This window comes from Streptomyces sp. NPDC048353, assembly GCF_055587165.1.
This window is the reverse complement of record NZ_JBVJGU010000003.1, coordinates 149854-174594: the sequence shown is the minus strand read 5'-3', so window position 1 is coordinate 174594 and position 24741 is coordinate 149854. Positions and strand designations below refer to the sequence as shown.

Genomic DNA, 24741 nt, shown 5'->3' with positions numbered 1-24741 from the left:
AGAAGTCCTTGGATGAAACTCCTGTGAACATGGCGAGAAGAGTGTCCGCCGCCCACACGCCCGTCAAGGGTCTGTCGGGGCAATGCGCAGAGCCCGTCCGGCTCTCTCCGAGCGGTCGCGGGCGACGGTGCGCAGAGAGGCCCTCCCGCCGTCCCGCTCGCGCCGAAGGGCACGGCTCGGCGGCCGCGGACTTCCCGGGGAAAGACTGCGACCGCCGAGAGGGGGTGGGGTGCCGTCCGTGTACGCGCCGGACACACGCGCGCACGTGTGCGCGGCCCACCGGCACCGGACCCGGAGATCAGCCCGGCACCGGCCCCGGAGATCAGTCCTTGAGCAGCTGCGTCGCCTGCTCGCGCGCCGTCCGCATGGCCTCCTTCGGCGAGGCCTGGCCGACGAGCGCCGCCTGCACCTGCTGGGCGACCGCGCTGATGATCTGGGCGTTCTTCGCGTACGCCCAGAACGGCCCGGGGGTCGCCGTGCTCGTGATGCGACGCGTCCACTGGGTGGTGAAGGCGTCCGCGGCGATCTCCCGGGCGGCGAGGCCCTTGCTGGTGGCGGGGGGCAGGCTGACGGCCTTGAAGTACTCGGTCGTGGTTGCCACGTCGGAGGTGGTCTTGAGCGCGAACCGGCCGGCCGCGTCCTGGCCGTCGCCCTTGATGACCACGATGACGTGGCCCCACAGCTGCGCCTGCGGCGAGTCGCCGGCCTGCAGTACGGGCCGGGAGAACGGCACCATCGCCGGACCCAGCTCCTTCGGGTCCTTCGCGTTCGCGAGCGTGGGGGCCTTGCCGACGACGGCGTCGTCGTAGAAACCGACGGTGCCGCGGCCGAACAGGGCACGGGCGCCGTTGCGGTCCACGTCCTTGGCGATGAGCTTCTCGTCGTACAGCTTCTTGTACCAGGTGACCGCCTCGATGGAGGCATCGTCGCCGATGAGGACCTTGCCGTCCTTGAGGATGGGGGATCCGAAGGTCTGCATCCACGGGAAGATATCGCCGAGCTGCGCGATCGCGGTGGAGGCGGCGTACGGGGTGACGCCCTTCAGCTCCTTGAGGGCGCGCAGCGCGTCCTCGAACTGGGTGATCGTGGTGGGCGCGGTCTTGATCCCGGCCTCGTTCAGCAGGTCCTGGTTGCCGATGAGCCCGATCGCGCCGGTGGTCCACGGCAGGCCGTACAGCGTTCCCTTGTAGTGGCCGCTGGAGAGACCGGCGGGCGTGTATCCGCCCGACATCGCCAGGTCGCCGAGGTCGGCGAGGCTGCCGGTCTGGGCTATGGCGGCCAGCCAGGCGATGTCCAGCTGCACGGCGCCGGAGACCTGGCGTCCGTTGAGCTTGAGGCTCAGCTCCTGGAGGTACTGGTTGTACGGCATCGTGGTGGTGCTGATCTTCGAGCCGTTGCTGGTCTCCCAGGACTTGATGAAGCGCTCGATGGTCGGCTTGTACGCCGGCTCGCTCAGCGACCACGAGGTGAAACCGAAGTCCTTGGCGGCGGTGTCGCCACCGTTCCCGGCGCCGCCTCCGGTGGCGCAGGCGGAGAGAACACTGGATCCGGCGATGCCGACGGCGCCGATGCCGGCGGCGCGCAGCACGCTGCGGCGGGAGAGGTCGGACAGGGACATGGCGCCTCCAAGGCGAGTGGGCGGTACGACGGGCGGTACGACGGGTGGGATGAACGCGGCGGGTGAACGCGGCGGGTACGAGAGGGCTGTCGCTACTTCACGGAGCCCGCGGTGAGGCCGCCGACCAGGAAGCGCTGCAGGAACATGAAGGCGACGACGACCGGGAGGGAGACCACCAGCGACGCGGCCATCAGCGTGGGCCAGGCGGTCTGGGTCTCGCCGATGTAGGTGTGCACCAGACCCGGCGGCAGGGTCATCGTGTTGTTGTCGGAGAGGCTGAGCGCGAAGACGAAGTCGTTCCAGCCGCGCACGAAGGCGAACAGTCCCGCGGCGGCCATGCCCGGTGCCGCGAGCGGCGCGATCACGGAGTGCAGCGTGCGCCAGCGTGAGGCCCCGTCGATGGCGGCGGCCTCCAGCAGCGCGTCCGGGATGGTGTCGAAGATGCCCTTCAGCATCCACACGCACAGGGGGAGCGTGAACGTGCTGAACGACAGCACGAGCGCGGTATAGCTGCCCAGCATCCCGAACTCGCGGAACAGCGCGTAGAGCGTGATCAGCAGCAGCGACTGGGGGAACATCTGCGAGGCGAGCACGAAGTTCATCAGCGACCGGCGGCCGCGGTAGCGGAACTTGGAGAACGAGTAACCCATGTAGGTCGAGATGACCACGCTGAGGAACGCCGTGGTCAGCGAGACGATGACGCTGTTCTTCAGGTAGTGGAACAGCGGTCCGTCGTCCAGCACCGCCCGGAAGTTCTCGAAGGTGAGGGCGCTCGGCACGAAGTCCGGGGGGAACTGGAACACCCGGTCCGCCGGGCTGAGCGCCGTGACGAGCATCCAGTACAGAGGGAACAGCGCGAACACCCCGATCACCAGCAGCGCGGTCCAGGCCAGGGCCCGGGAGCGCACGAGGTCCGGGCGGATCCGGGGGCGGCGCCCGCCACGCGGGGGGAGGGACCGCTCCTCGGTACGGGTCGGCTCCAGGGTCGTCGTGGTCATGAGCGGTCCTCACGGTGAGACAGGAACAGGTAACCGCCCACCAGCGCGAGCAGGAGCAGCATCCACAGCCCGCCGAGGGCGCTGGCCCGGCCGAGGTCGAATCCCTGGAAGGCGTCCTGGAAGACGGCGACGGCGAAGGTCTGCGTGGAGTTGGCGGGGCCGCCTCCGGTGAGCACGTAAATGGTGTCGAAGTGCTGGAAGTTCCAGATGAACTCGAGTAGGAGGGCGAGCAGGCCGATCGAGCGCACGCTGGGCCAGGTGATCGAGCGGAAGCGCCGGAACATTCCCGCGCCGTCGACGGCGGCGGCTTCGTAGAGCTCGCCGGGCACGGTCTGCAGGCCCGCCAGCATCATGACCATCATCCAGGGGAAGCTCGCCCAGGTTTTGGTCACGATCACCGCGAGCATGGCCGTCCCCGGCTCACCGAGCCAGGACACCGCCTCGTCCATCAGACCCGTCTTGATGAGCAATCCGTTGAGCAGTCCGTAGTTGGCGTTGAAGATCCACATCCACAGGAATGAGGTGACGACGCCCGGGATCACCCAGGGGAAGAGGAACAGGCCCCGCATGAACCCGCTGCCTTTCAGGCCCGCGTTGAGGGCGAGGGCGAGGGCGAAGCCGATTCCGAAGGCGGCGACGGTGGTCCCTCCGGCGAAGACGAGGGTGTGTTCGAGCGTCGGCCAGAAGTTCCGTTGCAGCACGTCGGCGAAGTTTGATAGGCCCACGAACTCCCGGCCGGGGAACCGGAGGTCCTGGCGGAAGAAACCCGTGGTCAGCGAGGCGAGTAGGGGATACAGGATGATTGCTGCGAACAGCGCCAGCCCTGGCAGGACGAGGAGCACCGCGAAGGTGCTGTCGGGCAGTCGGGGGCCGTTCCGCTTGGTCTGCCCCGTACGCAGGATGGTCAATGCGGCTTCCTCTCGGGAGGGGGGCGGCAGAGGGGCCGCTGTAGTGCGGCTGTCCGCCCGCAGCGTGTGCAGGTGGGGCGGGGCTGCTGCTTCCCAGGCGACACTGGTGGTTCACTCTGAGCCCGGCGTGCAATATGCGGGATAATCAATCACATGTTGGTTGCTGTCAACCATCAAGGCGGAGCGCTCCTCATGCGGTGATCGTCGGGCCACTGCCCTCCTGACGCCCTTCTCTACCTCATCACCCCTGGCCAGAGGCCCTTTTGGCGAGGACGGGCCATACTTCGGGCGAGCGCGACGGGCGCTCCCCGCCTCGGCTGTGTGCACTTCAATCTCATTCTCTGCATGTGTATTCCATTCTCCAGGTTCGGCGTGCACACTGATCCCCGCGACGGCTCAGCACGCCGTCGCACATCGCAAGGGAGCCGCTGAGAATGCGACAGGAAGAGTTCCACCACGACATCGCGGTCATCGGCGGCGGTCTCGCCGGCGTCTGTGCCGCCATCGCCGCCGCCCGGCTCGGGCAACGCGTCGCACTCGTGCACAACCGCCCGGTGCTGGGCGGCAACAGCAGCAGCGAAGTGCGCGTCTGGGTCTGCGGGGCCACCGCCCACGGAGTCCAGCGCTACGCCCGCGAGACGGGCATCATGGGCGAGCTCTACACCGAGAACCAGTACCGCAACCCCGAGGGCAACCCCTACTACTGGGACCAGGTGGTCCTGGACGCCGTACGCGCCGAACCGCTGATCGACCTGTTCCTCAACACCGACGTCCGGGAAGCGGAGGCGGACGGACCCGAGGACGACCGCACCCTGCGTTCGGCGACGGGCTGGACGATGGGATCGGAGCGGCTGATCACCTTCCGCGCCCAGGTCTTCCTGGACTGCACCGGTGACGGACTGCTGGGCGAGCTGGCCGGGGCCCGCAGCCGCGTCGGACGCGAGTCGGCCGCCGACTTCGGCGAACCCTGGGCCCCCGAGGTGTCGGACGGAGCGCTGCTCGGCTCCACCATCCTCTTCTACACCAAGGACCTCGGCCGGGCCGTCCCCTTCATCCCGCCCTCGTACGCGAAGGACATCTCGCAGACCCCCATCCTGCGTAACCGCGTCCTGCGCACCGGCGACAACGGCTGCGACTACTGGTGGATCGAGTGGGGCGGTGCGATGGACACCGTCCACGACAACGAGGCCATCCGGGACGAGCTGCACGCCGTGATCATGGGCATCTGGGACCACATCAAGAACTCCGGTGAGTTCGACGCCGACAACCTCACCCTGGAATGGGTCGGCAGCGTCCCCGGGAAGCGCGAGTACCGCCGCTTCGTCGGCGACCACGTCCTCACCCAGCAGGACATCCTGGCCCAGCGCCGCTTCGACGACCGGATCGCCTTCGGAGGCTGGTCCATCGACCTCCACCCCGTGGAAGGGATGTACGCCGAGGGTCCGGGCGCGGTGCAGCGCTATACGGACGGCGTCTTCCACATCCCGCTGCGCAGCCTCTACTCGGCGAACGTCGGCAACCTGCTCTTCGCCGGCCGGAACATCTCCGCCACCCACATCGCCTTCGGCGCCACCCGCGTGATGGCCACCTGCGCCACCCTCGGTGAGGCCGCCGGGACCGCCGCCGCGCTCTGCGTCCGGCACGGCCGGAGCCCACGGGACCTGGCCACCGAGACCCCCGGGCTCGTCGGGCAGGTCCTGCTCCGCCAGGACGGCTCCGTGATGGGCGTCTCCAACGAGGACCCCGACGACCTCGCCCGTACGGCCAGGGTCACCGCCTCCTCCCATCTCTCACGTCTCGCGGCGGAACCCGGCCCCGGCACCCCGGCCGAACCCTGTCCCCTCGACCGCGACTACGGCGTGCTCCTGCCCGTCGACCCCGCGCTGGACGGCGTGGAACTGCTCGTCTCCGCCGAGCGGGACACCGAGCTCACCGTCGAGCTGTGGAGCACGCGGCTACCCGAGAACGCCGTGCCCCTCGACGTGCTGAGCACCGTCCGGGTCCCCGTCACGGCCGGGGGACCGGCGTGGGTCACCGCCGCCCTGCACCACGCGCCCGAGGTTCCCGAGAACGTGGTCGTCGTCGTCCGCGCCGACCCGCATGCCTCGCTGCACCTGGTGCCGACGGGCACCGAGGGCGTGCTCGCCCTGCGCAGCCGCGTCGACGGGGACCCGGGCGTCGACGACGACATCCCCGAGGAGGAGGGGCAGGCGGTACTGGACTGGTCCGCGCGCGAGCTGCGACGCCGGTCCCTGTGCTTCCGGGCCCTGCCCGCCACGAACGCCTTCGCGCCCGGCAAGGGCGTCGGCGGCTACCAGCGTCCGTTCGGCGGTCCGCAGATGTGGGTGTCCGGCGACCCCGCTCCCGGCTCCCACCTCGCCCTGGAGTGGGACGCCCCGCGCGACCTGCGCACGGTCCACCTGGTCATGGACGACGACGTGGACACGTACCTCATCAACCTGCACCGGGACCGCATGCCGGACGCGATCGCCCCGCAACTGCTGCGCGACTACCGGATCGAGGTACGGGACGCGACGGGAGAGTGGCGCACCGCGGTCACCGTGCGGGACAACCGGCGTCGCCACCGCGTTCACCGGCTGGACGACGGGGCACTCGTGCGGACCGACGCGCTGCGGATCACGGTGGACTCCACGCACGGGGCACCGCGCGCCCACCTCTTCACGGTCCGGGCCTACCAGGACTGACCCACCACGCGCGCCGTCGAGCGGTCAGCCGCGGTCAGCCGCGGGCCGTCGCGGACCGCTCCGGACAGTGGCCTACCAGGCCGGCCGGGTCCGGGAATGCCGGAACGCCCGGAGTGCGGGGTGCGCACTCCGGGCGTCCCTCACGCGGACACCGCGCGGTCAGTGCGCTCCCAGCGCCTGGCTGACCGCGTCCGCCGCCTCGATGACCTGGCCGACCAGTTCCGACTCCCCGGTCCCCGGCTTTCCGGCCGCGGAGAGGCTTCCGAGCAGGGAGGCGGGACCCCACAGGGAGATCGCGGCGACTACCGAACCCCGCGAGTCCAGGACGGGAGCCGCCAGGGAGGACCGGCCAAGCGCGCGTTCCTGTGCCTCGACGGCGTAGCCGGCTCGCCGCACCGCCTCGCACTCCTCGTCCAGCGCCTTGTGCGAGGTCACGGTGTACTCCGTGTGCGCCTCCAGCTCCGGACCGAGCAACGAACGGCGCTCGTCGCCCGTCATGCGGGAGACCAGGCACTTGCCCATCGCCGTCGCGTGCAGCGGGGCGGTACTGCCCGCCTGTGTGTACGCCTTGGGGGTGCGGCTGCCCTCGAAGTTGGCCAGGAAGACCAGATCGGCCCCGCGCAATATGCCGACGTTCGCGCCCAGCTCGGTGCGGGCCGCCAGTCCCTGCAGCACCATGCGGGAGGCCCGGTGGACGGGGTGGCCGTTCAGCGCCATGGTGGCGAGCGGCAGCGTGCCCAGTCCCAGTCGGTAGAGCCCGCTTATCGGGTTCCGCTCCACCAGATCGAACTGCTCCAGGGTCGCCAGCAGCCGGGAGGTGGTGGACGGACCCAGCTCGGCGTCCACGGCGATGTCGGAGACACGGCGCTCCGTGCTGCCCGAGCCGAGGGCCCGCAGGACGGAAACGGCCCGCTCGACACTCTGATTGGTCCCCTGCTCGGCAGGCATGGCGAGGTCTCCTCATCTGCGTACGCACGGCATTGCGAAGCCTACGGCGTATCCTACATTCAGATCTTGCAACCAGCTTGCACCATACGGTTCATCTCTTCAATCTGCCCGCCGTCCGCTGCTTCCCCTCAGGGGACGGTGCAAGTGATCGCACCCTAGCCGCAGAACCGCGACGCGTCGACGCGCCCGTATGAGGGGCCGGGCCCCGGCAGGACCGAGGGCGGGAGGCGGCGGGGCGAGACTCGCGACGCGGCCGCCGCCGGGACGTACAACGGCCCGCTGGGCGCGGCGGAGCTCATACGAGGGCGTTGGTCAGCACCACCCCGCCAGCCGGTCGACCAGCTCCGCCCGGATCCGAGCGGTTTTGAGCGCCGCAGCGGAGCCCCTTCTGGGAACGGGCGGCGGAGCCTGCCGGCCCCCGGCAGCGTGATGGTGCGTGCGTACGGAGGTGGAGTCCACCGAGACGTCCCAGTGCGTAGCGGCCCGCCCTTAGATGCGCAGGCCGGGAGCCGAGGCCCGAGGCGTTCTGGGGGCGGCTCAGCGGCCGGAGTGGTCGATGACGTTGCCGTTGGAGCAGTTGTTGACGTGGTTTCCGACCCAGTCGCCGAGGACCGGGACGACGGCTACCTCCTGGAGGCAGACGGCGGCGGCGGTGAAGTTCCAGGCGTTGGCGGCGTTGATGCCGCCGCCGAAGTTCGAGTCCTCGTCCGCGTGTGCGGGGGCGGCGATGGTGGCGGCGCACAGCGCCGCTCCGACTACGGTGATGATCTTCTTCATGGTGACGGTAACGAGGCCGGCGGCAGCAGGACACGCGACCGAGCCGTCCGGCTGAAGCACCCGGTGGCGCTGCTGGAACAGCCCGTACGCGTACCGGCGCTGGAGCACCGCGCCGAGGAACTGGACCCGCTGAACGCCCGCGCCGCAGCCGAGCATTACGAGGCGTTCGCCATCGGGCACGTGAACTTCTTCATCGCCAAGCCGGTCCTCGGCCGTTCGTTCACCGATCCGTGGAACTAGGTGCCGCCGCTACGCGGAAGCGTGTGAGCGGCACGAAGGTCGACACCTGCTCCGATAACTCCACCCGGGCCGACTCCGGCCAGTGCTGCATACCCTCCTCGCCTGGCGCCCTCGCGCGCCAAGCGAGGATCGCCGCTCGCAGCAATGCTCGCGCGGCTGCCCGGGCGGCCCGGCCCCGGCTCGGCGAGAGGTGCAGTCGCTCTTCCTGACAGCATCCAGCGCGCAGAACAACCGCAGGGCGGTAAGCGGGTCGGAGCCCTCGACCTCGTCCAGTCGCCCGCAGATCTGTGAGACGTGGGGGGCCACGTCCTCATACACGGCCCGCAGCGCTCCGGGGACGGGCGGCCACGACAACGCCGATCAGCAGTACCAGGACCACTACGAGAACACCCTCCACCCCATGGTGGGCGTGCACGAGACCGCCCGCGAGCGCCCCGGCGGCCAGCACGACCACCGACGCCGCCCGCCGCATGCTGCCGGGCCCAGGTCGGTCCACCGCGAGTCCGGTCAGGGTCCGCGTCATCACGGTGGTGGCCAGGTCCGGCACGCCCAGACGGTGCACGACGGCGTTCTGCAGCCCCATCCCGCAGGCCAACGGCACCAGGACCGCGTACCGTCCCCAGCCGGCTGCCTGACCGGCAAACGCGAGCCCGGCCAACAGGGCCTGAAACACGACCAGCGAAGCGAACAGCGCTCCAGGCTCGGTCTTCCGCCGCCACGCACCACCCGCCGCCGCCCCGGCCAGGAACCCTGCCAGCGCCACCGCCGACGCCGCCGCCGACAACCCGGCCACTCCTGACAAGGCGAAGCCCAGGAAGACCACATTGCCCGTCATGTTGGCCACGAACACCCGCCCCAGCCCGAGGAAGCTGGCCGCGTCCACCAGACCGCTGACAAACGTCAGCACAAGCAGTGACGGAACGAACCGCTCGTAGAGGTGCCCGTCGGGAAACAGCCACCGTGCGACCGTCCCACCACCACTCACCGCGGCCCCTCCCCGCAGGCGCGCTTGACCCGGGAGCCGCCGGCTTCCTTCATGACTCGTGTTCGTTGCACTCACTCACTGGAGCAGAAGGTGAAGAGACGCTCGACGTCACACGCCGCACGTGTGCTTACTCGATCGCCACGTCGCGAGGGTGCCCTCGGGGGCCGTGCCCTCGGGGACCGCAGTGAAAAACCGCAGGATCAGCGACAGCGAGCCGCACCGCGATCATCCGCAACGGACGCGGCCCCAACCCGTGACACCCGACGCCAAGGACTGCAGGCGCGCCTAGGCGGACAGTTCACGCCGAGCCGTAACGTCCCGTGCCCGGGTGCGGTACCGTACGGGGAGCGTCGCGTGCCGGTGGCAGACCGTGTCAGGCATGGAGGCGCCGGACCGAAGGAGGTCGACGATGTACTCGTCCCACCCTTCGCTCTCGCGTGTCTGAGCGCGAGACGACCAGGCTCGTCGCCTGGAGCCAAGAACTCCGTCAGGTGCACCACCGATTGCGGGAAGCGCTGTCCGTGACCCGCGCCTCCCTCGCCGACGGCACCCCCGGTGAAGCGGCCACCCGCGAACTGCTGCTGTACTGCCACGGCTTCTGCACGGCTCTCGACGCCCACCACCAGGGCGAAGACCGCACCCTGTTCCCCGCCATCGCGGCAGCGCACCCCCAGCTGCGCCCGGTACTGCGCTCCCTTGAGCAGGACCACTCGATGATCGCCTACCTGCTCAACGGCCTCCGCGCCGCGGTCGACCGGGCCGCGCCGCCCGAGGAGCTCGACCAGCACCTCGAAGGCATCGCCGCGATCATGGAGAACCACTTCCGCTACGAGGAACGGCAACTGCTCACTGTGCTCGAGACCCTCGAGCTGGAAGCCGTACCCGGCGAGGTCCTGGGCCCGATATGAGCCGGTGAGCGGTGAATCCGCTTACGCCTCGTCAGCAGTGCCGGCACGCAGACAGTGGGGTGGGGCGACCCCCCACTGCCAACGGCGTCCTGCCCAGGGGCGAGGGTCGAGCGAAGTGAAGCGGTCGCCGCAGGCTGCACCGGATGAACACTCCTTGTCATGATGGCTGCACTCCCGGTTGTGGCTGATCGCACAGAGGTTGGTCTGGCGAGGCGTGGCCGGTTCTGCGATGCTTTCGCCGAACAAGCGACGGCGGAACGAGGAAGCCGGTGTGATTCCGGCACGGTACCGCCACTGTGTAGGGGGAGCGACTCCGCCCATGGCCACCGCCCCATCAGGGGTGGGAAGGCCGGAGAAGCTGTGATCCCGAGTCAGGAGACTCACGCCGTCGCACCTCGATGTACGGGGCGGATTTCCCCAGGAGAGGCGGTGGCACTCGTGTGCCTGCGTATGTGTGAGGGCAGTTCCGCGCTGCCTGTGCTCCTCCGGAGCCGGCCTGCCCGGCGTGCCGCACGGGCTCGATCCCCCAGGTCCTGACGACCTCCTCCCTCAGCGGTTTCTTCCCGCACGCCGTATCAGGCGCACCGCCATGCCGGTGTGCCCTGCCCACGCATGCCCTCAGGAGTCAACTTTGTCGTCCGTAAGGCCCCTTGTGCCCGGTCGCCGTCAGGCTGCCGCAGCGGTCTTCCTGGCCGCGGCCCTCACACTCACCGCGTGCGGCGGCGCCTCCGGCCCGCCCGCCGATGCCAAAGCGGCAGCCGCCGGGAAGGGCTGTATCGAGGACTTCGACCCGGCCAAGGACTACTTCCCGGTCAAGTCCATGGTGAAGCACGCCGAGAACTTCACGCTCCGGTACGAGAAGAGCTACCAGGTCCTCACTGTCAAGGAGCCCTTCCCCAAGGGCAAGCCCGCGTCGTACGTCCTGGTCAAGTGCGGTGCGCCGAAGCCGGAGCTGACCGGTGAGCTGGCGTCCGCACAGCAGGTCACCGTCCCCGTCAAGAGCCTGTACTCCGCCTCCACCACCCATCTGCCGCTGCTCACCGAGACCGGCACCCTGGACGTGCTCACCGGTGTCGCGAGCGCCGTGGCGATCTCCTCCGCCGAGGTGCTCGAGCGGGTGCGGGCGGGCGAGGTCGTCGAGTACGCCAAGGACCGCACCCTCGACGCCGAAGCCGTCATCGGCGCCAAGCCGGACGTCCTGATGACCCAGGGCACCGACGACCCGCAGTACCCCAAGCTGCGGCAGGCCGGCATCGCCGTCGTCGCCAACGCCGAATGGCTGGAGCCGAGTCCGCTCGGCCGAGCCGAGTGGGTCAAGGCCATGGCCGCGCTCACCGGGGCGGAGCAGCGCGCCGGTGAGGTGTTCGACACCATCGAGGGCGACTACCGGAAGGTCGCGGCCAAGGGTGCGCAGGCCGTCGCGGCGGGCAGGCCCGTCGAGGTGCTGCCCGGAACGATGTACCAGGGCACCTGGTCCATGCCCGCCGGCGGCAGCTACGCCGCCCGGCTGATCAAGGACGCGGGCGGCACCTATCCGTGGGCGGGCGAGCGGGGCACCGGCGGCCTCCAGCTGAACTTCGAGGGCGTGTACGCCAAGGGCGGCCGGGCCCCGGTCTGGATCGCCGACCAGCAATGGAAGTCCACCGCCGACGCCGCGAAGGCCGACAGCCGGTACGGGCAGCTGAAGGCCCTCACCGGCGGTGCGGTCTGGACGAACACCAAGGCGGTCGGCCCCGGCGGCGGCAACGACTACTTCGAGCGCGGTGTGCTGCGCCCGGACCTGGTCCTGGCCGACCTCTTCGCGCTGATGCACCCGGACCGGGCGAAGGGCCACACCTTCACCTTCTACCAGCTGGTGCCCAAGGCGTGACGACGCACCTGACCGCCGCGACGGCCGCCGCCCCGGACACCACGCCGACGATCCGACCGGCGCGGCGGCGCCTCGCCGTCGTCCTCGCCCTCGTCGCCGGTACCGCCGCCCTGTTCGTCCTCACCCTCGCGACCGGCTCCCACCCGGTGCCGACCGGGGAGGTGGTGCGGATCCTGTTCGGCGGCACCGCCGCCGACCCGCGGTGGACCGTCATCGTGGAAGAGGTCCGGCTGCCGCGAGCGCTGACCGCCACCGCCGCCGGTGCCGCCCTCGCCGTGGCGGGCGTGCAGATGCAGACGCTGTTCCGCAACGCGCTGGCCGATCCGTTCTCCCTCGGGGTGAGTTCGGGCGCCAGCATCGGCGTCGCCGCCGTGGTGGTCGGCACCGGCGGCGCCGCCGGCAGCTTCACCGGCAACCTGGCCGGTCTGGGACGCGTGGGCGTCGTCATCGCCGCCTCGCTCGGCGCCGCCGCCGTGATGGCGCTCGTCCTGCTCCTCTCGCGATGGGTGAAGTCGGCCGTCACCCTCCTCGTCATCGGCGTCATGATCGGTTCGGCGGCGACCGCGGTCGTCGGGGTGATGCTCGTCTACGCCCGGCCCGAGCGCGCCCAGCAGTTCGTCATGTGGGGCCTGGGCAGCTTCAGCGCCACGACCTGGCCCGACCTCCAGGTCATGCTGCCCGTCATCGGCGCGGGACTGCTGGCGGCGCTGCTGACCGCGAAACGACTCAACGCCCTGCTGCTCGGCGAGGACTACGCCCGCACCATGGGCCTGAACGTGCGACGCAGCCGCAATCTGGCGCTGGCCGGCACCTCGCTGCTGGCGGGCGCGGCCACCGCGTTCTGCGGCCCCGTCGCGTTCCTCGGCCTGGCCGTCCCGCATCTGACGCGGGTGGCGCTGGGGACCTCGGACCACCGGGCGCTCATGCCGGCGTCGATGCTCGCGGGTGCGTTCCTCGCACTGGCGTGCGCGTTGCTGAGTCAGCCGCCCGGCACGGACTCCGTGCTGCCGCTCAGCGCCGTCACCTCGCTGTTCGGCGCCCCTGTCGTCATCGCGTTCCTGATCCGCAGCCGTCGCGGCGTACAAGGAGTGGCCTCGTGACCGACACGATGACCGAACCCGTCAAGGACACGGTCGGCAGACCGGACCGCCCCGGCGGTCTCACCACCCAGGGCCTCGGCATCGGCTACCGGACCCGGTCGCCGCGCGGGCGCGGAGCGAGCCGGGCCGTGCTGTCGGGGCTCGACCTGGAGGCGCGGGCCGGCGAGCTGACCGTGCTCCTCGGACCCAACGGCGCAGGAAAATCAACCCTGTTGCGCACCCTGTGCGGGCTCCTGCCCCCACTGGACGGCCGGATCCGCATCGGCGGGGCGGACCTGGCGCACCAGCCGCCGACCACTCTCGCCCGCCGGCTGGCGGTCGTCCTGACCGACCGGGTGGACGCCGGGCTGCTGTCCGTACGGGAACTGGCCGGGCTCGGCCGGCACCCGCACACCGGTTTCACCGGCCGTCTCACGGCCGTGGACCACGCGGCCGTCGAGTGGTCGCTGAAGGCGGTGGGCGCGCGGCATCTGGCGGACCGGCCGGCCGCCGAGCTCTCCGACGGCGAGCGTCAACGCGTGCTGACCGCCCGCGCTCTCGCCCAGGAACCCGAGGTGGTGCTCTTGGACGAGCCGACCGCGTTCCTGGACGTCCCCTCACGTGTCGCCCTCACCGTTCTGCTGCGCGACCTGGCCCGGGACAAGGGCCTGACCGTCGTGGTCAGCACCCACGACCTGGAGCTGGCGCTGCGGGTGGCCGACGCGGTCTGGCTCGTCGACCGCGACTCCCGCGTGCACGCCGGGGCGCCCGAGGACCTGATCCTCAACGGCGCCGTCGCCGCCGCCTTCGACGCCGACCACCTCGCCTTCGACCCGGTCTCGGGCACCTTCGGCCTGCGCCGCACCACACGCACCGTCGTGACGGTGGACGCGCCGGCCGAAGTGCTCCCGCTCCTCGAACGCGCCCTGGCACGGGAGGGGCTGGCCGTGGCGGCCCCGGGCGACCCGAACGGCGACAGGAGAGTGAGGTGGGACGGAGCAGACCGGCTCACCCTCACCGGACCGGACGGCCAGACGGTCCAGGCGTGCGGCTTCCGCGAGCTGACACGAGCGGTACGGGCATGGTGACCGCGGCCCTCACCCCCGCCGTCCTGGCGCGGATCTCCACGATCGGCCCCTACTTCGCGGTGACCACCGGTCCTCGCCCCGGGGCCGGGAGTACCGGTCCTCGCTCCGGGGCCGACGGTTTCCGGCCGATGACCGACCTGTACGCCGTCCCGGGCGTGGTGGAGGAGTGCGTACGGACCCTCTCCGGTCGGCTGGGCGCCGACCAGCTCAGGGTGGCCGCGTCCACCCTGCACCTGGGCACCGCCTCACGGCTCTGGTCGATCGCCCTGGCCTGCGCCGCGTTCACCGGCCGCGTCCCCGACCTGGGGCCGGACCGGCTGTGGTGGCGCGTGCCGTCCTCCGGCCCCCTCGACCTGTGGCTTCCCGACCTCGGGGAGGTGGACCGGGAACCGCGTCCGGCCCTGCACCACACCGTAGTCCTCCGGAATCTGGTCCCGTGGGCCGAAACGGTACGGCGGGCGTACGGAGTGTCCCCGCACACTCTGCGCGGCAACGCCGCCTCGGCGCTGATCGGAGCCCACCGCGTCCTGCTCGCCCGAGCGCCGCACCCTCTCGTTCCCGTCGTCCCCCTCGTCCGCGCACTGCTGGACAGCCCTCCACTGGCCGGGGCCGGCGCGCATCGCGCCACTCCCGCCGGGCCGCTCGCCTTCCAACGCCGCAGCTGCTGCCTCTACTACCGCGTTCCGGGCGCGGGTATCTGCGGCGACTGCGTCCTCGACCTCAAGGAGAAGATCACCTCATGACCACCCCCGAGCCCACCGTTGTGGAAACCCCCGGCGGCGGCACCCAGCACGTCTGGCCCCTCCCGGTCGACGAGGCCACGCTGCTCGACCTCGTCACGACCGTCTTCACCGACCACTGGCAGCACATCCACTTCGGGCCCATCATCGAAGGCGCCGCCTGGGAGGTCGGCGCTCCGGGCGCCCCCACCGCCATCACCATGAACGACGGCTACGCCACCGTCGACTTCGGCACCTGGCACTTCCACCTGTGCATCGGCGAGCACACCGCATCCGGCCCCGACCTCGGCCGCATCCGCCGCTGCTCCCGCGCCGAGCTCTACCGCAGCATCGGCTCCGACGGCGCCCCCGTCAGCTGGGGAGCCCGTCTGTTCAACGGCCGCGACGAGCAGATGATGACCGTCCTGCTGCCCAACCCGTTCCTCACCGACCGCCAGGAACTCCTCGACACACCCGACTTCACCCGGCTCGCCGCATGGGACGCCCTCCGCGACCGCTTCCTCGACCTCGCCCCCGACCCCTTGGACCGCACGGGCAAGGGGTTCCGGCACAGCGGCTGACTTTCCTGCACGGAACCGGGCAGCCACCCCGTTTGTCTGGTCTGTTCGTGTGCAACCTTTCCGCTCGTCGGCTCGTCCAACTGTTCGCAATTGATCGGCTAGAGCGAGGACACGTACGCGTGACGCGTCGATGGGAACGAATGACAGCGGGGGTGGGGGCGGGGGCGGCTCTGCTGCTCACCTGCCTGACCACCACCGCGGCACAGGCGGCGCCCGCGGCGGGTCCGGTGGACGTCGGCGCGTACGCCTCTCTCGACCGCGCGATCGTCGCCCCCGGCACGAAGGTCGGCCTCGTGGCCAGTGTCGGCACCGAGGGGAAGGGAACCATCCCGCACCTCGGCCTGACGCTCACCCTGCCCGAGGGCGTCACGTTCGACGGCCACATCGACGACGACAGAGGAAGCTGCGTCCCGGCAGCCGGGGGCCGGACCCTCACCTGCACGGCGGTGAAGAGCGGCCCGGCGGATTGGGTCGGGGTTCATCTCCGTGTCGCGTTCGCCGCGGACCTGGCGCCGGGCACGAAGCTGGAGTTCACGGCCACCGCGGACATCGGCGACACAGCCGATCCCAGAGCGGCCAACAACACCACGACGGAGAAGGCCACCGTGCAGGCCCCCGCGGACCTCGGGCTCACGTGGACCGGACCGTCCGGGCCGGTGCCCGCCGGCCAGGCCGTGCCGACCACGCTCGTCGTCACGAACCACGGCCCCGGCACCGCCACCGGCTTCCCCTTCCAGGTCGGCGCGGACGGGGACTCATCCCACCCTGGCGGCTACGACAAAAGCTGCTGGCCCGATCCCGCCTCACTCACCTGTGACCCGTCGGGCGACCTGAAGCCGGGCGAGAGCCGGTCGTTTCCCTTCGTCTGGGACCTCCCGAAGACGACCCCAGGGACGTCCCGGACCGTGGGGGCCCGGCTGCACTCCGAGAACGTGCCCGACCTGAACCCGGCGAACGACGCGGCCGACCTCACCCTGAAGTTCGGCACGGCGCCGGGGTCGAAGCCCACCAAGCTGATTCCGACGCCGGCGATCGCGGGCGCGGTCGTGGCGCTGACCCTGGCCGGTGCCACGTTCGTGGCCGTACGTCGACGCACCCGGCACCGCGCCTGAATTCCGCCCCCGCCGGACGGCATGCAGCCCATGCAACGTGCGGCGCAGCGACCGTTGCTCACCCCTCGGGGCATGGAGCACTGAGGCGTACACGGCTTTCCTCGTCAAGTTCATGAGCTGCCACGAGTTCCGGCTTGCACCCCGCGGACGGCTGGATCGTCTGGTGCACCGCCGACTTGGAGGGTCGCCCCTCTGAGCTGACCGGACCTGAAGCCGTCAGCCCGCGCGGACAGGCCGATAGCTCCCGGGTGTTCTGGCGCGGCCCCGGGTGCGGGTCGTCTGGGCGCTGTCCGGCACTCGGCGAGCAGCACCGCCGCTACCCGCGACCGGCCCACGGCCGGCCTGCGCCCCCATGGACCACGAGCCCCGGAAAGCGGAAATGGCCGGCGAGCGAGGCTGTCAGGACTCGCGCGGTGGCCCCGGCCGGGAGGGAGACGCGCGGTCGACGGGGCCGAGTCTTACGACCGGGCGGAGGCGGTCCGGTTCCGGGGAGTTGCGAGGCTAGGGCCTTTTCGCCGGAGGACGGTGTCGGGACGTACGGCTTCCGACACTGCTTTGCCTCGAACGCTTTCGGCAACGGGATCCCGATCACCGACGTCGCGGAGTGGATGGGTCACAAGTCCGTCGAGGAGACGTACCGGACCTGCCGGCACCTGATGCCGGGCAGCATTACCAAGGCCGCCCGGATCCTGGACGCCGGCCTCTGGAAGCGGCCTGATTTCAACGTATCGGGAGAACAGCAGGTTCTTGGTCTGCTGGTGGTGCAGGGACCACGCCCCCGTTGACCTGCAGGAACGGATGCCCTCGAGCCTCAGGCGAGAGACGTGGCCCGAGGATGGTCCGGATCCTGGTCAGGGCGAGCAACGGCCGGTGGAGCGGTGGTTTCATGCTGCCGGACGCCGGCTGCTGGCGCCGCACCTCTGGCAGCCATATGCGTCTGACAACCAATCACGTGTCGGTGGTGAAGCGTGGCTGTGCGACAAGCCGGTCAGGGGCTGAATCGCCGTCACGACGAGGTGTGGGGGATCGCATGGATCTGCTGGCTTTGCCGGATGCTGTCGGAGGCGAGGACGGGTTCGACTGGTTCTGCGAGACGGTGTCCAGCACTGTCATGCCCGTCACGCTCAGCACCCGGAACCCGGCCGACTTCCGGGCGAGCATGACGGACCTGGATCTCGGGGTGGTGCGGCTGTCCACCGTGGCCTGCTCGCCGGTGCTCTCGCGGCGCACCTCGACTCACATCCGGCGTGACGATCCCGAGCGCTTGCATCTGGGACTCGTCACTCGAGGTGAGGTGCGGATCTCCCAGCACGGCAACGAATCGGTGGTCGCGGGGGGAATCGTGCTCACGGACACCTCACGACCGAGCGAGGGGGTGTGCGCAGAGGGGAGGATCGAGACGGTGGTCTTGCAGATCCCCCGTCAGGCGCTGGGGCTGAGCCCGGACCGGGTGGACCGGCTCCTCGCGCGGAACTTGGCCACGGATGTGGGGTCAGGGGCGATCCTCGCAGACTTCCTGAAGACGCTGCTCGCACGAGGGCCGCAATGTCGCCCGGAAGAGCTGCGCGGAATGGGGTCCGTCGCTCTCGACCTGGCCACGGCGTTTCTCGCGCGGCGGCTCGGTGACCCTGGCGAGGCGCCTGCCGAGGCGCGCGCACAGGAGGTGCTGCAGCGGATCTACCGCTTCGTCGAGAGCAATCTCGGCGACCCGGGCCTGACTCCGGAGGTGATCGCCGATCGGCACAACATGTCCATGCGGGGTCTCCACCGCCTGTTCGGCGACCAGCCCCTGACCGTCGCCGCACACATCCGCCAGAGCCGGCTGGAGCACGCCCACACCGACCTCGCGTGCGAGGAACTGAGCGGCCAGCCCGTTCAGGCGATCGCGGTCCGCTGGGGCTTCTCCAGCGCGACCGGGTTCAGCCGGGCGTTCCGCGAAGCCTTCGGGGTCACCCCTTCCGAGCACCGTGCGCTCTCCCTGGCCGGCCCGCGGCACGCAGAGGACAGGAACCCGGCACGTCATGCACACCACCGAGCGCCGCTCGGGCCTACATTTTCCGCTGGAGACAGCGCCACAGCGTGAACGGTGCCATGGGACAACAACCCGGCCCGACGCCCGGCGTGCCATCGACAGTGGCACCGGCCTGTGACAGCCGCGTCTCCATGCCCCTCGCCGTTCTGCGAGGCGGCGTCCGAGATCCATCTCATGGGGGAAGAATGAGCGTGCGCAAGAAGGTCGCCACCACTGTCGGGGCCGCTGCCCTGGCCTTCGCCGGAGTGCTGGGCTCCGCGGGCCAGTCGTTCGCCGGATCGAACGGCCAGCAGCTCCGCTTCCACGACACCAGCACCGTCGTCTACTCCATCCGTGTCGAGGGCTACAACCAGAACGGCGACTCGGTGTCGGGCTGCTTCAGCACGCCGAGCAAGGACACCTGGATCAGCGGCTGGTGGTGGAAGGGGGAGGTCAGAGTCACCTTCTACAAGAACAACTCCTGTTCCTTCGCCACGTACTACGGCGACACGATCGTGTGGGTCCCCACCGAGCAGAGCGGCGACTGGACGACCGTCTACTCCTGACCCCGCCCTCCGCTCCCTCGCCGTGCAACAGCCGTCATTTCGGCATGGATCGAAACGAGGAACACTCATGATTCGACGCGCTTCGGCGATGCTCGTCGCCGCGGCATCCCTGTTCACCACGGGAGTCGCCATGGCCGCGCCCGCGCAGGCGGCCTCCTGCACCCCCGACAACGCCTGTCTCTACTCGGACTCCGACTTCACGGGCCTCAAACGGGACGACTACAACTCCCGTTCCTCATGGGCGTCCACCAACTACGACGGCTTCCCCGACGCCTTTCTCTACTGGTACGAGAACAGTCCGCTCAACGTCAGCTCGCTCGACAACTGGGACGTGGACACCAGGGTCTCGGTGTACTACCACTCCCAGTGGCTGGGGCCCTGCTTCAAGATCGCGAACTACGGCTCCGTGACCAATTTCGCCTACATCACCCTGAGCAGCGGCAAGAACGCCAACGACGTGATGGCCTCGCACCGCTTCGGCAACCACTGCTCGGGCACCGTCTACGACTCCAGCTCATGACCGTGGTGGGGCGGAGGCCAATTCCGCCCCACCACAACACGTCAACCGACCCTCAACGGCCGTCATTTCGGCATGGATCGAAACGAGGAACACTCATGATTCGACGCACTTCGGCGATGCTCGTCGCCGCGGCATCCCTGTTCACCGCGGGAGTCGCCATGGCCGCGCCCGCGCAGGCGGCCTCCTGCACCCCCGACAACGCCTGCCTCTACGCGGACTCCGACTTCACCGGATACAAGCGGGACGACTACAACTCCCTCCACAACTGGGAAAACGTCACCTACCCCGGAACCCCCAACATCCCGCTCTACGCGGGTGACAACTACATCTTCAACGTCAGCTCGCTCGACAACTGGGACGTGGACACCAGGATCTCGGTGTACCGCGCGCCCTATTTCATGGGGCCCTGCTTCAAGATCGCGAACTACGGCTCCGTGACCAACTTCGCCTACATCACCCTGAGCGGCGGTCAGAACGCCAATGACGTGATGGGCGGACACCGCTTCGGCAACCAGTGCTCGGGCACCGTCTACGACTCCTGATCCCCGGCCCATGACCGTGGTGGGGCGGAGGCCAATTCCGCCCCACCACAGCACATCCACTCTATCCAGGGGATCCCTTTGCGTTACACACGTCTTGTCATCGCCGCCGGGATCGGCACGCTGCTGCTCACCGGATGCGCGGAGGAGGCCCCGGAAGGCGTCGGTGCCGGCGGTTCCGTTGCCCGGGAGGTCGTCACGGAGGCCGACATCGTCCTCCCTGTGTCCGCCTATTTCCTCACCCCCGAGCAGCAGGCGCTGGTGGACACCGCGCACTCCACTCTGGCTTCCGACTGCATGAAGCGGTTCGGGTTCGACTGGCCGGTCACGAAGGCCGAGCCCGTCAAGGCCGTGAGCCGTCGCTACGGCGTGGTCAGCGAGAAGGTCGCCGCCGAGCACGGCTACCACATGATTCCTCTGGCGGGCGACGACCACACCCGAGGCGCGGTGTCCGGCAAACCCAAGCTTCCGCCCGAGGCGTACATGGTCTTCGGCGCCAAGGCTCCCAAGGGCGGCCAGGCGGGCTCGGGCGGCAGCTACCGGGGCAAGGACATTCCCGAGGGCGGCTGCGTGGGGGAGGCCCAGCGCAAGCTGGGGCTCGAGAAGGTGCAGAACCCCGAAAAGGGCAAGATCGGACTGCTCAGCATCGACTTCTCCAGCTTCGAGCAGGCCCAGAGGATGCCGGAATTCGTCAAGGTGCAGGACGCATGGGTGTCCTGCATGAAGAAGGCCGGATACCAGCACGCCGCATTCCTGCAGTCCGGCGAGAAGTTCACGCTCCAAGGGAACTCCGCGTCACCGCAGGAGAAGGCCGCGGCCAAGGCCGACGTGAAGTGCAAGCAGGAAACGAAACTCGCCACCGTCCTGCTCCGCCTCGAAACGCAGATCCAGAACGACTACATCGAGCAGAACGCCGCCGGTTTCGCCGAGATCAAGAAGGACCAAGGCGCGGTCATCAAGTCGGCCAACGCGGCACTGGCGAACTGAATGCAGAACGACGAGCACTCCTCGGAGGCGGCCGAGACGGTCGCCGGTCACGGGGGTGACGGTGTACGGACCAGACGCCGCTGGCTCGCCCTGATCGCGGCGGGCGCGGTCGCGCTCACCGGGGCGGGCTTCGGGGCCTCCCTGCTGATCAAGTCGCCCGCGCAGGCAGCGGCGGACTCCCGGCCCCCGGCACCCTCCGTGATCACGGCGCCGGTCGAGTACCGGACGCTGGCATCCTCGATGATCATTCGCGGCACCGTGGTCGCCGGCCAGAGCGTGGAGATCACCCCCGGCGGCGCGCCCGAAGGAGGCAGCCCCACGGTCTCCAAGCTGCCGCTGAAGGCAGGCGACCAGGTGCGCGCGGGCCGGCTGCTGGTCGAGGTCTCCGGCCGTCCGGTGATCGCGCTCCAGGGCACCGTTCCGCTCTACCGCGACCTCAAGCCCGGTGCCCAGGGCAGCGACGTGGGCCGGCTCCAGGACGCGCTCCAGCGGCTCGGCCACTCCACCTCCCCCGACAACCGGGGGCGTTTCGGCGAGGGCACGAAGTCGGCGGTCACCGCGCTCTACGACGCGCTCGGCTACGAACCCGTCCAGGTCGGCGGCGCCGACGGATCGAACACCGTCACCTCGGCCGAAGCACAGGTGACCTCGGCCGAACGGGCGCTGGACGACGCCGAGGACGCGCTGAAGACCGCCGAGACAGGCTCCCGGTCCGAAGCCGATGCCGGCTCCCACTCCCTCTCCCGCTCCGGCAGCTCCGAATCGGGCTCGGGCAAGACCGCCGGCTCGACCGCGGGGACGGCCGGCTCGGCCGAGGGAACGGCCGGGGAGGCGAAGGGCGGCGGCCGCGACCTGGAGGGCCTCCGCAAGGACGTCGCACGTGCCGGGGAGGACCTGGCCACCGCTCGCGAGGCCCTCGTCGCCGCGCGGGCGGCCGCGGGCCCCATGGTCCCGTCCGGCGAGGTCGCGTTCCTGGAGAGCTTCCCGGCGCGGGTGCAGGACCTTCCCGTACGGCTCGGCACGAAGGTGCAGGGGGCCGTGATGACCGTCGCCGCGGGCCCCCTGGTGGTGCACGGTTACGTGCCCGACCACCAGAAGGGCCTGATCAGGGCGGGCCAGAAGGCCGAGATCCTCTCCGAGCTCGACGGCGCCACCGCCCCGGCCTCCGTACGGTCCGTCGCCACCGCCCGTACGACCCCGCAGCCCGCCGGCGACACGCAGGACGGACAGCAGGCCGGCGGGCAGTCCGACGCGGACGGCTATCTGATGATCCTGGCGCCGGGCCGGCCCCTTGAGGCCCAATGGACCGGGCAGAACGTCCGCCTGACCGTCCTGGCCGCCACGACCCGCGGCAAGGTTTTGGTCGTACCCGTCACGGCGGTGTCGGCCGGCGCCGACGGCTCCACCGCGGTCACCGCGCTCGAGGAGGACGGCAGGCAGCGCCGGGTCCGGGTGAGACCCGGCACCACCGGCGACGGCCATGTAGAGGTCATCCCCCTGGACCGCGGGGCCCTCGGCGCGGGCGACCGCGTGGTGACCGGCGTCCGCGCCGATTCCACCGCGCAGGGAGACACCGGATGACTGCGCCCGCGACCCCGCCCGAACCGCCCGTCATCGAATTCCGGCAGGTCGGCCTCACCTATCCGGGACCGCCGCCCGTGGAGGCGTTCCGCCCCAGCGACCTCACGGTCCACAAGGGCGAGTTCATCACCGTCGTCGGCCCCTCCGGATCGGGCAAGTCCACGTTCCTGAACATCGCCGGACTCCTCGACACGCCCACGACGGGCAGCTTTCTCCTCGACGGCATCGACACCGGCCGGCTCAGGGACACCGAGCGCACCACGTTGCGCGGCCGCCGCATCGGGTTCGTCTTCCAGGCCTTCCACCTGCTGCCGCACCGCAGCGCCCGCGAGAACGTCGAACTCGCCATGGTCTACGGCGGCGCCCCGCGCCGCGAACGCCCCCAGCGGGCCCGCGAGGCGCTGGATCGGGTCGGCCTCGGCCACCGGACCGACGCACTGCCCACCCGGATGTCCGGCGGCGAACGCCAGCGGGTGGCCATCGCGCGGGCCTTGGTCGCCCGGCCCTCGCTGCTCCTGTGCGACGAGCCGACGGGAAACCTCGACACCGGCAACGCCGAGGCGGTGCTTCGGCTCCTCGAAGCCCTCAACGCCGAGGGCATCACGATCGTCCTCATCACACACGACCCTGCCGTGGCCGCCCGCGGCCGACGGACGGTCACCATCCGGGACGGCGTACTGAGCGAGAGCGAGCGGGCACGCGCATGCTGAGCCGGAACCGAAAGGCACGGGACACCGCGCCCCCGCCCCCCATCGGGCACTCCACGTTCGTGTCACGGGACCTGCTGGCCGAAGCGCTGGCAGGGATGCTGCAGCGCCCCGCCCGCTCCGCGCTCACCATGCTCGGCACCGTCCTGGGCGTCGGCGCCTTCGTCGCCGTACTCGGCCTCACCGCCACCGCCTCCTCGCAGATCGACTCCCGCTTCAACGTGCTCTCCGCGACGGAGGTGACGGTCGAGGACATCGCCCGCGACCAGGACGAGTTCGCCGACGCGGCGTTCCCTGACGACGCCTCGGACCGCGTCGAACGGCTCAACGGGGTGCGGCACGCCGGCGTGCTGTGGACGGTACAACCCCGCTACGGCGCCGCCGAACTCACCGTCACCGCCGCCCCGGTCGGCGACACCGGAGGGGAAACCCTCAACGTGGTGGCCGCCGCCCCCGGCACACTGCGCGCCGCCGAACCCCGGCTCTCCCAGGGCAGGCTGTACGACGACTTCCACAGTGACACCCGCCAGCGCGTCACCGTCATCAGCTCGGGCATCGCCGCACGCCTGGGCATCACCACACTGGAGACCCGACCGGCGATCTTCATCGGAGGGCAGCCGTTCACCGTCACCGGCATCGTCGACGACGTCCAGCGCCAGCCGGACGTGCTCCTCTCCGTTCTCGTACCGCACACCACCGCGGTCGAACTCTGGGGGCGGCCCGCCCAGGGCGCCAGAATGCTCATCGCGACCGACCTGGGCGCCGCCCGTCAGGTGGCCGGGGAAGCCCCCACGGCGCTGCGCCCCGACCACCCGGAGTACTTGAAGGCGGTTCCACCGCCCGACCCGAAGAGCCTGCGGTCCTCGGTTACCTCTGACCTCGAACAGCTGTTTCTCCTGCTCGCCGGGGTGTGCCTGGTCATCGGAGCGGTCGGGATCGCCAACACCACCCTGGTAGCGGTCCTGGAGCGCACCGGGGAGATCGGTCTGCGCCGTGCTCTCGGCGCGCAGAGGCGGCATGTCACCACCCAGTTCCTCGCCGAGTCGGGCACGCTGGGCGCGTTCGGCGGACTCATCGGCACGGCCATCGGCACGCTGGCCGTCCTGGTGGTGGCGCTGATCAGGGAGTGGACGCCGGTCATGCACCCGGTGATCCTCGCGACCGCCCCGTTCATCGGTCTGGCGACCGGAGTCGTGGCCGGGATCTATCCCGCTCGGCGTGCGTCCTCCGTACAACCGGCCGAAGCCCTTCGCGGCTGACCGGCCCCACCCGTGGGCCGTCGCTCGCGAGTTCC

23 protein-coding genes, 1 pseudogene and 1 riboswitch are annotated in these 24741 nt (G+C 70.4%); of the genes and pseudogenes, 18 read left to right on the top strand and 6 right to left on the bottom strand.

The window, feature by feature from the left end; all coding sequences use genetic code 11:
• Window positions 1-322: 322 nt before the first annotated feature.
• The 3 genes from ACZ6RC_RS11265 to ACZ6RC_RS11255 all read right to left on the bottom strand — a co-directional run bounded on the left by ACZ6RC_RS11265 (window position 323) and on the right by ACZ6RC_RS11255 (window position 3524).
• On the bottom strand, window positions 323-1618 hold the full coding sequence (locus tag ACZ6RC_RS11265) for an ABC transporter substrate-binding protein (protein ID WP_469581142.1): 1296 nt from the start codon (window positions 1616-1618) through the stop codon (window positions 323-325).
• A gap of 92 nt (window positions 1619-1710) precedes the next feature.
• The gene (locus ACZ6RC_RS11260) at window positions 1711-2616 is read right to left on the bottom strand and encodes a carbohydrate ABC transporter permease (RefSeq protein ID WP_469581139.1); all 906 of its coding nucleotides are present in this window, start codon (window positions 2614-2616) and stop codon (window positions 1711-1713) included.
• Window positions 2613-3524, bottom strand: a complete 912-nt coding sequence (locus tag ACZ6RC_RS11255) for a carbohydrate ABC transporter permease (protein WP_469581136.1) — start codon at window positions 3522-3524, stop codon at window positions 2613-2615. Before ACZ6RC_RS11255 ends, ACZ6RC_RS11260 begins: the two co-directional genes overlap by 4 nt.
• A 434-nt stretch (window positions 3525-3958) precedes the next feature.
• On the opposite strand from ACZ6RC_RS11255, the gene ACZ6RC_RS11250 reads away from it, so the two are divergent.
• On the top strand, window positions 3959-6229 hold the full coding sequence (locus ACZ6RC_RS11250) for an FAD-dependent oxidoreductase (protein WP_469581133.1): 2271 nt from the start codon (window positions 3959-3961) through the stop codon (window positions 6227-6229).
• A gap of 159 nt (window positions 6230-6388) precedes the next feature.
• Here the strand turns inward: ACZ6RC_RS11250 and ACZ6RC_RS11245 are convergent, their stop codons facing one another.
• Complete coding sequence (locus ACZ6RC_RS11245) at window positions 6389-7177, bottom strand: IclR family transcriptional regulator (protein WP_391134463.1); 789 nt, start codon at window positions 7175-7177, stop codon at window positions 6389-6391.
• Window positions 7178-7714: 537 nt separating this feature from the next.
• Window positions 7715-7954, bottom strand: a complete 240-nt coding sequence (locus ACZ6RC_RS11240) for a hypothetical protein (protein ID WP_469581130.1) — start codon at window positions 7952-7954, stop codon at window positions 7715-7717.
• A gap of 63 nt (window positions 7955-8017) precedes the next feature.
• Between ACZ6RC_RS11240 and ACZ6RC_RS11235 the strand changes: the two genes are divergently transcribed.
• Window positions 8018-8194: a hypothetical protein gene (locus ACZ6RC_RS11235; RefSeq protein WP_469581127.1), complete on the top strand. Its 177-nt coding sequence runs from the start codon at window positions 8018-8020 to the stop codon at window positions 8192-8194.
• Window positions 8195-8504: 310 nt separating this feature from the next.
• Here the strand turns inward: ACZ6RC_RS11235 and ACZ6RC_RS11230 are convergent, their stop codons facing one another.
• Complete coding sequence (locus tag ACZ6RC_RS11230) at window positions 8505-9179, bottom strand: YoaK family protein (RefSeq protein ID WP_469581124.1); 675 nt, start codon at window positions 9177-9179, stop codon at window positions 8505-8507.
• Between the two features lie 437 nt (window positions 9180-9616).
• On the opposite strand from ACZ6RC_RS11230, the gene ACZ6RC_RS11225 reads away from it, so the two are divergent.
• The 16 genes and pseudogenes from ACZ6RC_RS11225 (at window position 9617) to ACZ6RC_RS11150 (ending at window position 24706) form a co-directional block, all read left to right on the top strand.
• On the top strand, window positions 9617-10087 hold the full coding sequence (locus ACZ6RC_RS11225) for a hemerythrin domain-containing protein (RefSeq protein WP_469581121.1): 471 nt from the start codon (window positions 9617-9619) through the stop codon (window positions 10085-10087).
• Window positions 10088-10300: 213 nt separating this feature from the next.
• A riboswitch (cobalamin riboswitch) is annotated at window positions 10301-10491 on the top strand.
• A 248-nt stretch (window positions 10492-10739) separates the two neighbouring features.
• The gene (locus tag ACZ6RC_RS11220) at window positions 10740-11957 is read left to right on the top strand and encodes an ABC transporter substrate-binding protein (protein ID WP_469581119.1); all 1218 of its coding nucleotides are present in this window, start codon (window positions 10740-10742) and stop codon (window positions 11955-11957) included.
• Window positions 11954-13057, top strand: a complete 1104-nt coding sequence (locus tag ACZ6RC_RS11215; protein WP_469581116.1) for an iron chelate uptake ABC transporter family permease subunit — start codon at window positions 11954-11956, stop codon at window positions 13055-13057. The genes ACZ6RC_RS11220 and ACZ6RC_RS11215 overlap by 4 nt, the downstream gene beginning before the upstream one ends.
• A complete protein-coding gene (locus ACZ6RC_RS11210; protein WP_469581113.1) occupies window positions 13054-14124 on the top strand; it encodes an ABC transporter ATP-binding protein in 1071 nt (356 codons plus the stop codon). Before ACZ6RC_RS11215 ends, ACZ6RC_RS11210 begins: the two co-directional genes overlap by 4 nt.
• Window positions 14118-14867, top strand: coding sequence for a (2Fe-2S)-binding protein (locus ACZ6RC_RS11205; protein ID WP_469581110.1), 750 nt, complete (start codon window positions 14118-14120; stop codon window positions 14865-14867). The genes ACZ6RC_RS11210 and ACZ6RC_RS11205 overlap by 7 nt, the downstream gene beginning before the upstream one ends.
• A complete protein-coding gene (locus ACZ6RC_RS11200; protein ID WP_469581107.1) occupies window positions 14864-15424 on the top strand; it encodes a DUF7676 family protein in 561 nt (186 codons plus the stop codon). Before ACZ6RC_RS11205 ends, ACZ6RC_RS11200 begins: the two co-directional genes overlap by 4 nt.
• Before the next feature lie 140 nt (window positions 15425-15564).
• Complete coding sequence (locus tag ACZ6RC_RS11195; RefSeq protein ID WP_469581104.1) at window positions 15565-16536, top strand: COG1361 family protein; 972 nt, start codon at window positions 15565-15567, stop codon at window positions 16534-16536.
• Window positions 16537-17057: 521 nt separating this feature from the next.
• Window positions 17058-17243: pseudogene (locus ACZ6RC_RS11190) on the top strand (tyrosine-type recombinase/integrase); the annotation flags it as partial.
• 323 nt (window positions 17244-17566) lie between these two features.
• Window positions 17567-18619: an AraC-like ligand-binding domain-containing protein gene (locus tag ACZ6RC_RS11185; protein WP_469581101.1), complete on the top strand. Its 1053-nt coding sequence runs from the start codon at window positions 17567-17569 to the stop codon at window positions 18617-18619.
• Between the two features lie 134 nt (window positions 18620-18753).
• Window positions 18754-19113 carry a hypothetical protein gene (locus tag ACZ6RC_RS11180; RefSeq protein ID WP_453610902.1) on the top strand — a complete coding sequence of 120 codons (360 nt, stop codon included), beginning with the start codon at window positions 18754-18756 and terminating at the stop codon, window positions 19111-19113.
• A gap of 67 nt (window positions 19114-19180) precedes the next feature.
• Window positions 19181-19633, top strand: coding sequence for a hypothetical protein (locus tag ACZ6RC_RS11175; RefSeq protein ID WP_469581098.1), 453 nt, complete (start codon window positions 19181-19183; stop codon window positions 19631-19633).
• 95 nt (window positions 19634-19728) lie between these two features.
• Entirely contained in the window at window positions 19729-20175 is a 447-nt protein-coding gene (locus ACZ6RC_RS11170; protein ID WP_453610896.1) for a hypothetical protein, read from the top strand.
• A gap of 78 nt (window positions 20176-20253) precedes the next feature.
• Window positions 20254-21159: a hypothetical protein gene (locus tag ACZ6RC_RS11165; protein ID WP_453610894.1), complete on the top strand. Its 906-nt coding sequence runs from the start codon at window positions 20254-20256 to the stop codon at window positions 21157-21159.
• Complete coding sequence (locus ACZ6RC_RS11160) at window positions 21160-22740, top strand: peptidoglycan-binding protein (RefSeq protein ID WP_469581093.1); 1581 nt, start codon at window positions 21160-21162, stop codon at window positions 22738-22740. It abuts the gene before it with no gap.
• Entirely contained in the window at window positions 22737-23450 is a 714-nt protein-coding gene (locus ACZ6RC_RS11155) for an ABC transporter ATP-binding protein (protein ID WP_453610888.1), read from the top strand. The genes ACZ6RC_RS11160 and ACZ6RC_RS11155 overlap by 4 nt, the downstream gene beginning before the upstream one ends.
• A complete protein-coding gene (locus ACZ6RC_RS11150; RefSeq protein WP_469581089.1) occupies window positions 23444-24706 on the top strand; it encodes an ABC transporter permease in 1263 nt (420 codons plus the stop codon). Before ACZ6RC_RS11155 ends, ACZ6RC_RS11150 begins: the two co-directional genes overlap by 7 nt.
• Window positions 24707-24741 lie beyond the last annotated feature (35 nt).

Excerpts from the sequence above, each read along its gene's own strand:
- ACZ6RC_RS11265 (WP_469581142.1), bottom strand. The coding sequence starts at position 1,618 with ATGTCCCTGTCCGACCTCTCCCGCCGCAGCGTGCTGCGCGCCGCCGGC.
- ACZ6RC_RS11260 (WP_469581139.1), bottom strand. The coding sequence starts at position 2,616 with ATGACCACGACGACCCTGGAGCCGACCCGTACCGAGGAGCGGTCCCTC.
- ACZ6RC_RS11250 (WP_469581133.1), top strand. The coding sequence starts at position 3,959 with ATGCGACAGGAAGAGTTCCACCACGACATCGCGGTCATCGGCGGCGGT.
- ACZ6RC_RS11245 (WP_391134463.1), bottom strand. The coding sequence starts at position 7,177 with ATGCCTGCCGAGCAGGGGACCAATCAGAGTGTCGAGCGGGCCGTTTCC.
- ACZ6RC_RS11240 (WP_469581130.1), bottom strand. The coding sequence starts at position 7,954 with ATGAAGAAGATCATCACCGTAGTCGGAGCGGCGCTGTGCGCCGCCACC.
- ACZ6RC_RS11205 (WP_469581110.1), top strand. The coding sequence starts at position 14,118 with ATGGTGACCGCGGCCCTCACCCCCGCCGTCCTGGCGCGGATCTCCACG.
- ACZ6RC_RS11200 (WP_469581107.1), top strand. The coding sequence starts at position 14,864 with ATGACCACCCCCGAGCCCACCGTTGTGGAAACCCCCGGCGGCGGCACC.
- ACZ6RC_RS11195 (WP_469581104.1), top strand. The coding sequence starts at position 15,565 with ATGACAGCGGGGGTGGGGGCGGGGGCGGCTCTGCTGCTCACCTGCCTG.
- ACZ6RC_RS11185 (WP_469581101.1), top strand. The coding sequence starts at position 17,567 with ATGGATCTGCTGGCTTTGCCGGATGCTGTCGGAGGCGAGGACGGGTTC.
- ACZ6RC_RS11180 (WP_453610902.1), top strand. The coding sequence starts at position 18,754 with ATGAGCGTGCGCAAGAAGGTCGCCACCACTGTCGGGGCCGCTGCCCTG.
- ACZ6RC_RS11175 (WP_469581098.1), top strand. The coding sequence starts at position 19,181 with ATGATTCGACGCGCTTCGGCGATGCTCGTCGCCGCGGCATCCCTGTTC.
- ACZ6RC_RS11170 (WP_453610896.1), top strand. The coding sequence starts at position 19,729 with ATGATTCGACGCACTTCGGCGATGCTCGTCGCCGCGGCATCCCTGTTC.
- ACZ6RC_RS11160 (WP_469581093.1), top strand. The coding sequence starts at position 21,160 with ATGCAGAACGACGAGCACTCCTCGGAGGCGGCCGAGACGGTCGCCGGT.
- ACZ6RC_RS11155 (WP_453610888.1), top strand. The coding sequence starts at position 22,737 with ATGACTGCGCCCGCGACCCCGCCCGAACCGCCCGTCATCGAATTCCGG.
- ACZ6RC_RS11150 (WP_469581089.1), top strand. The coding sequence starts at position 23,444 with ATGCTGAGCCGGAACCGAAAGGCACGGGACACCGCGCCCCCGCCCCCC.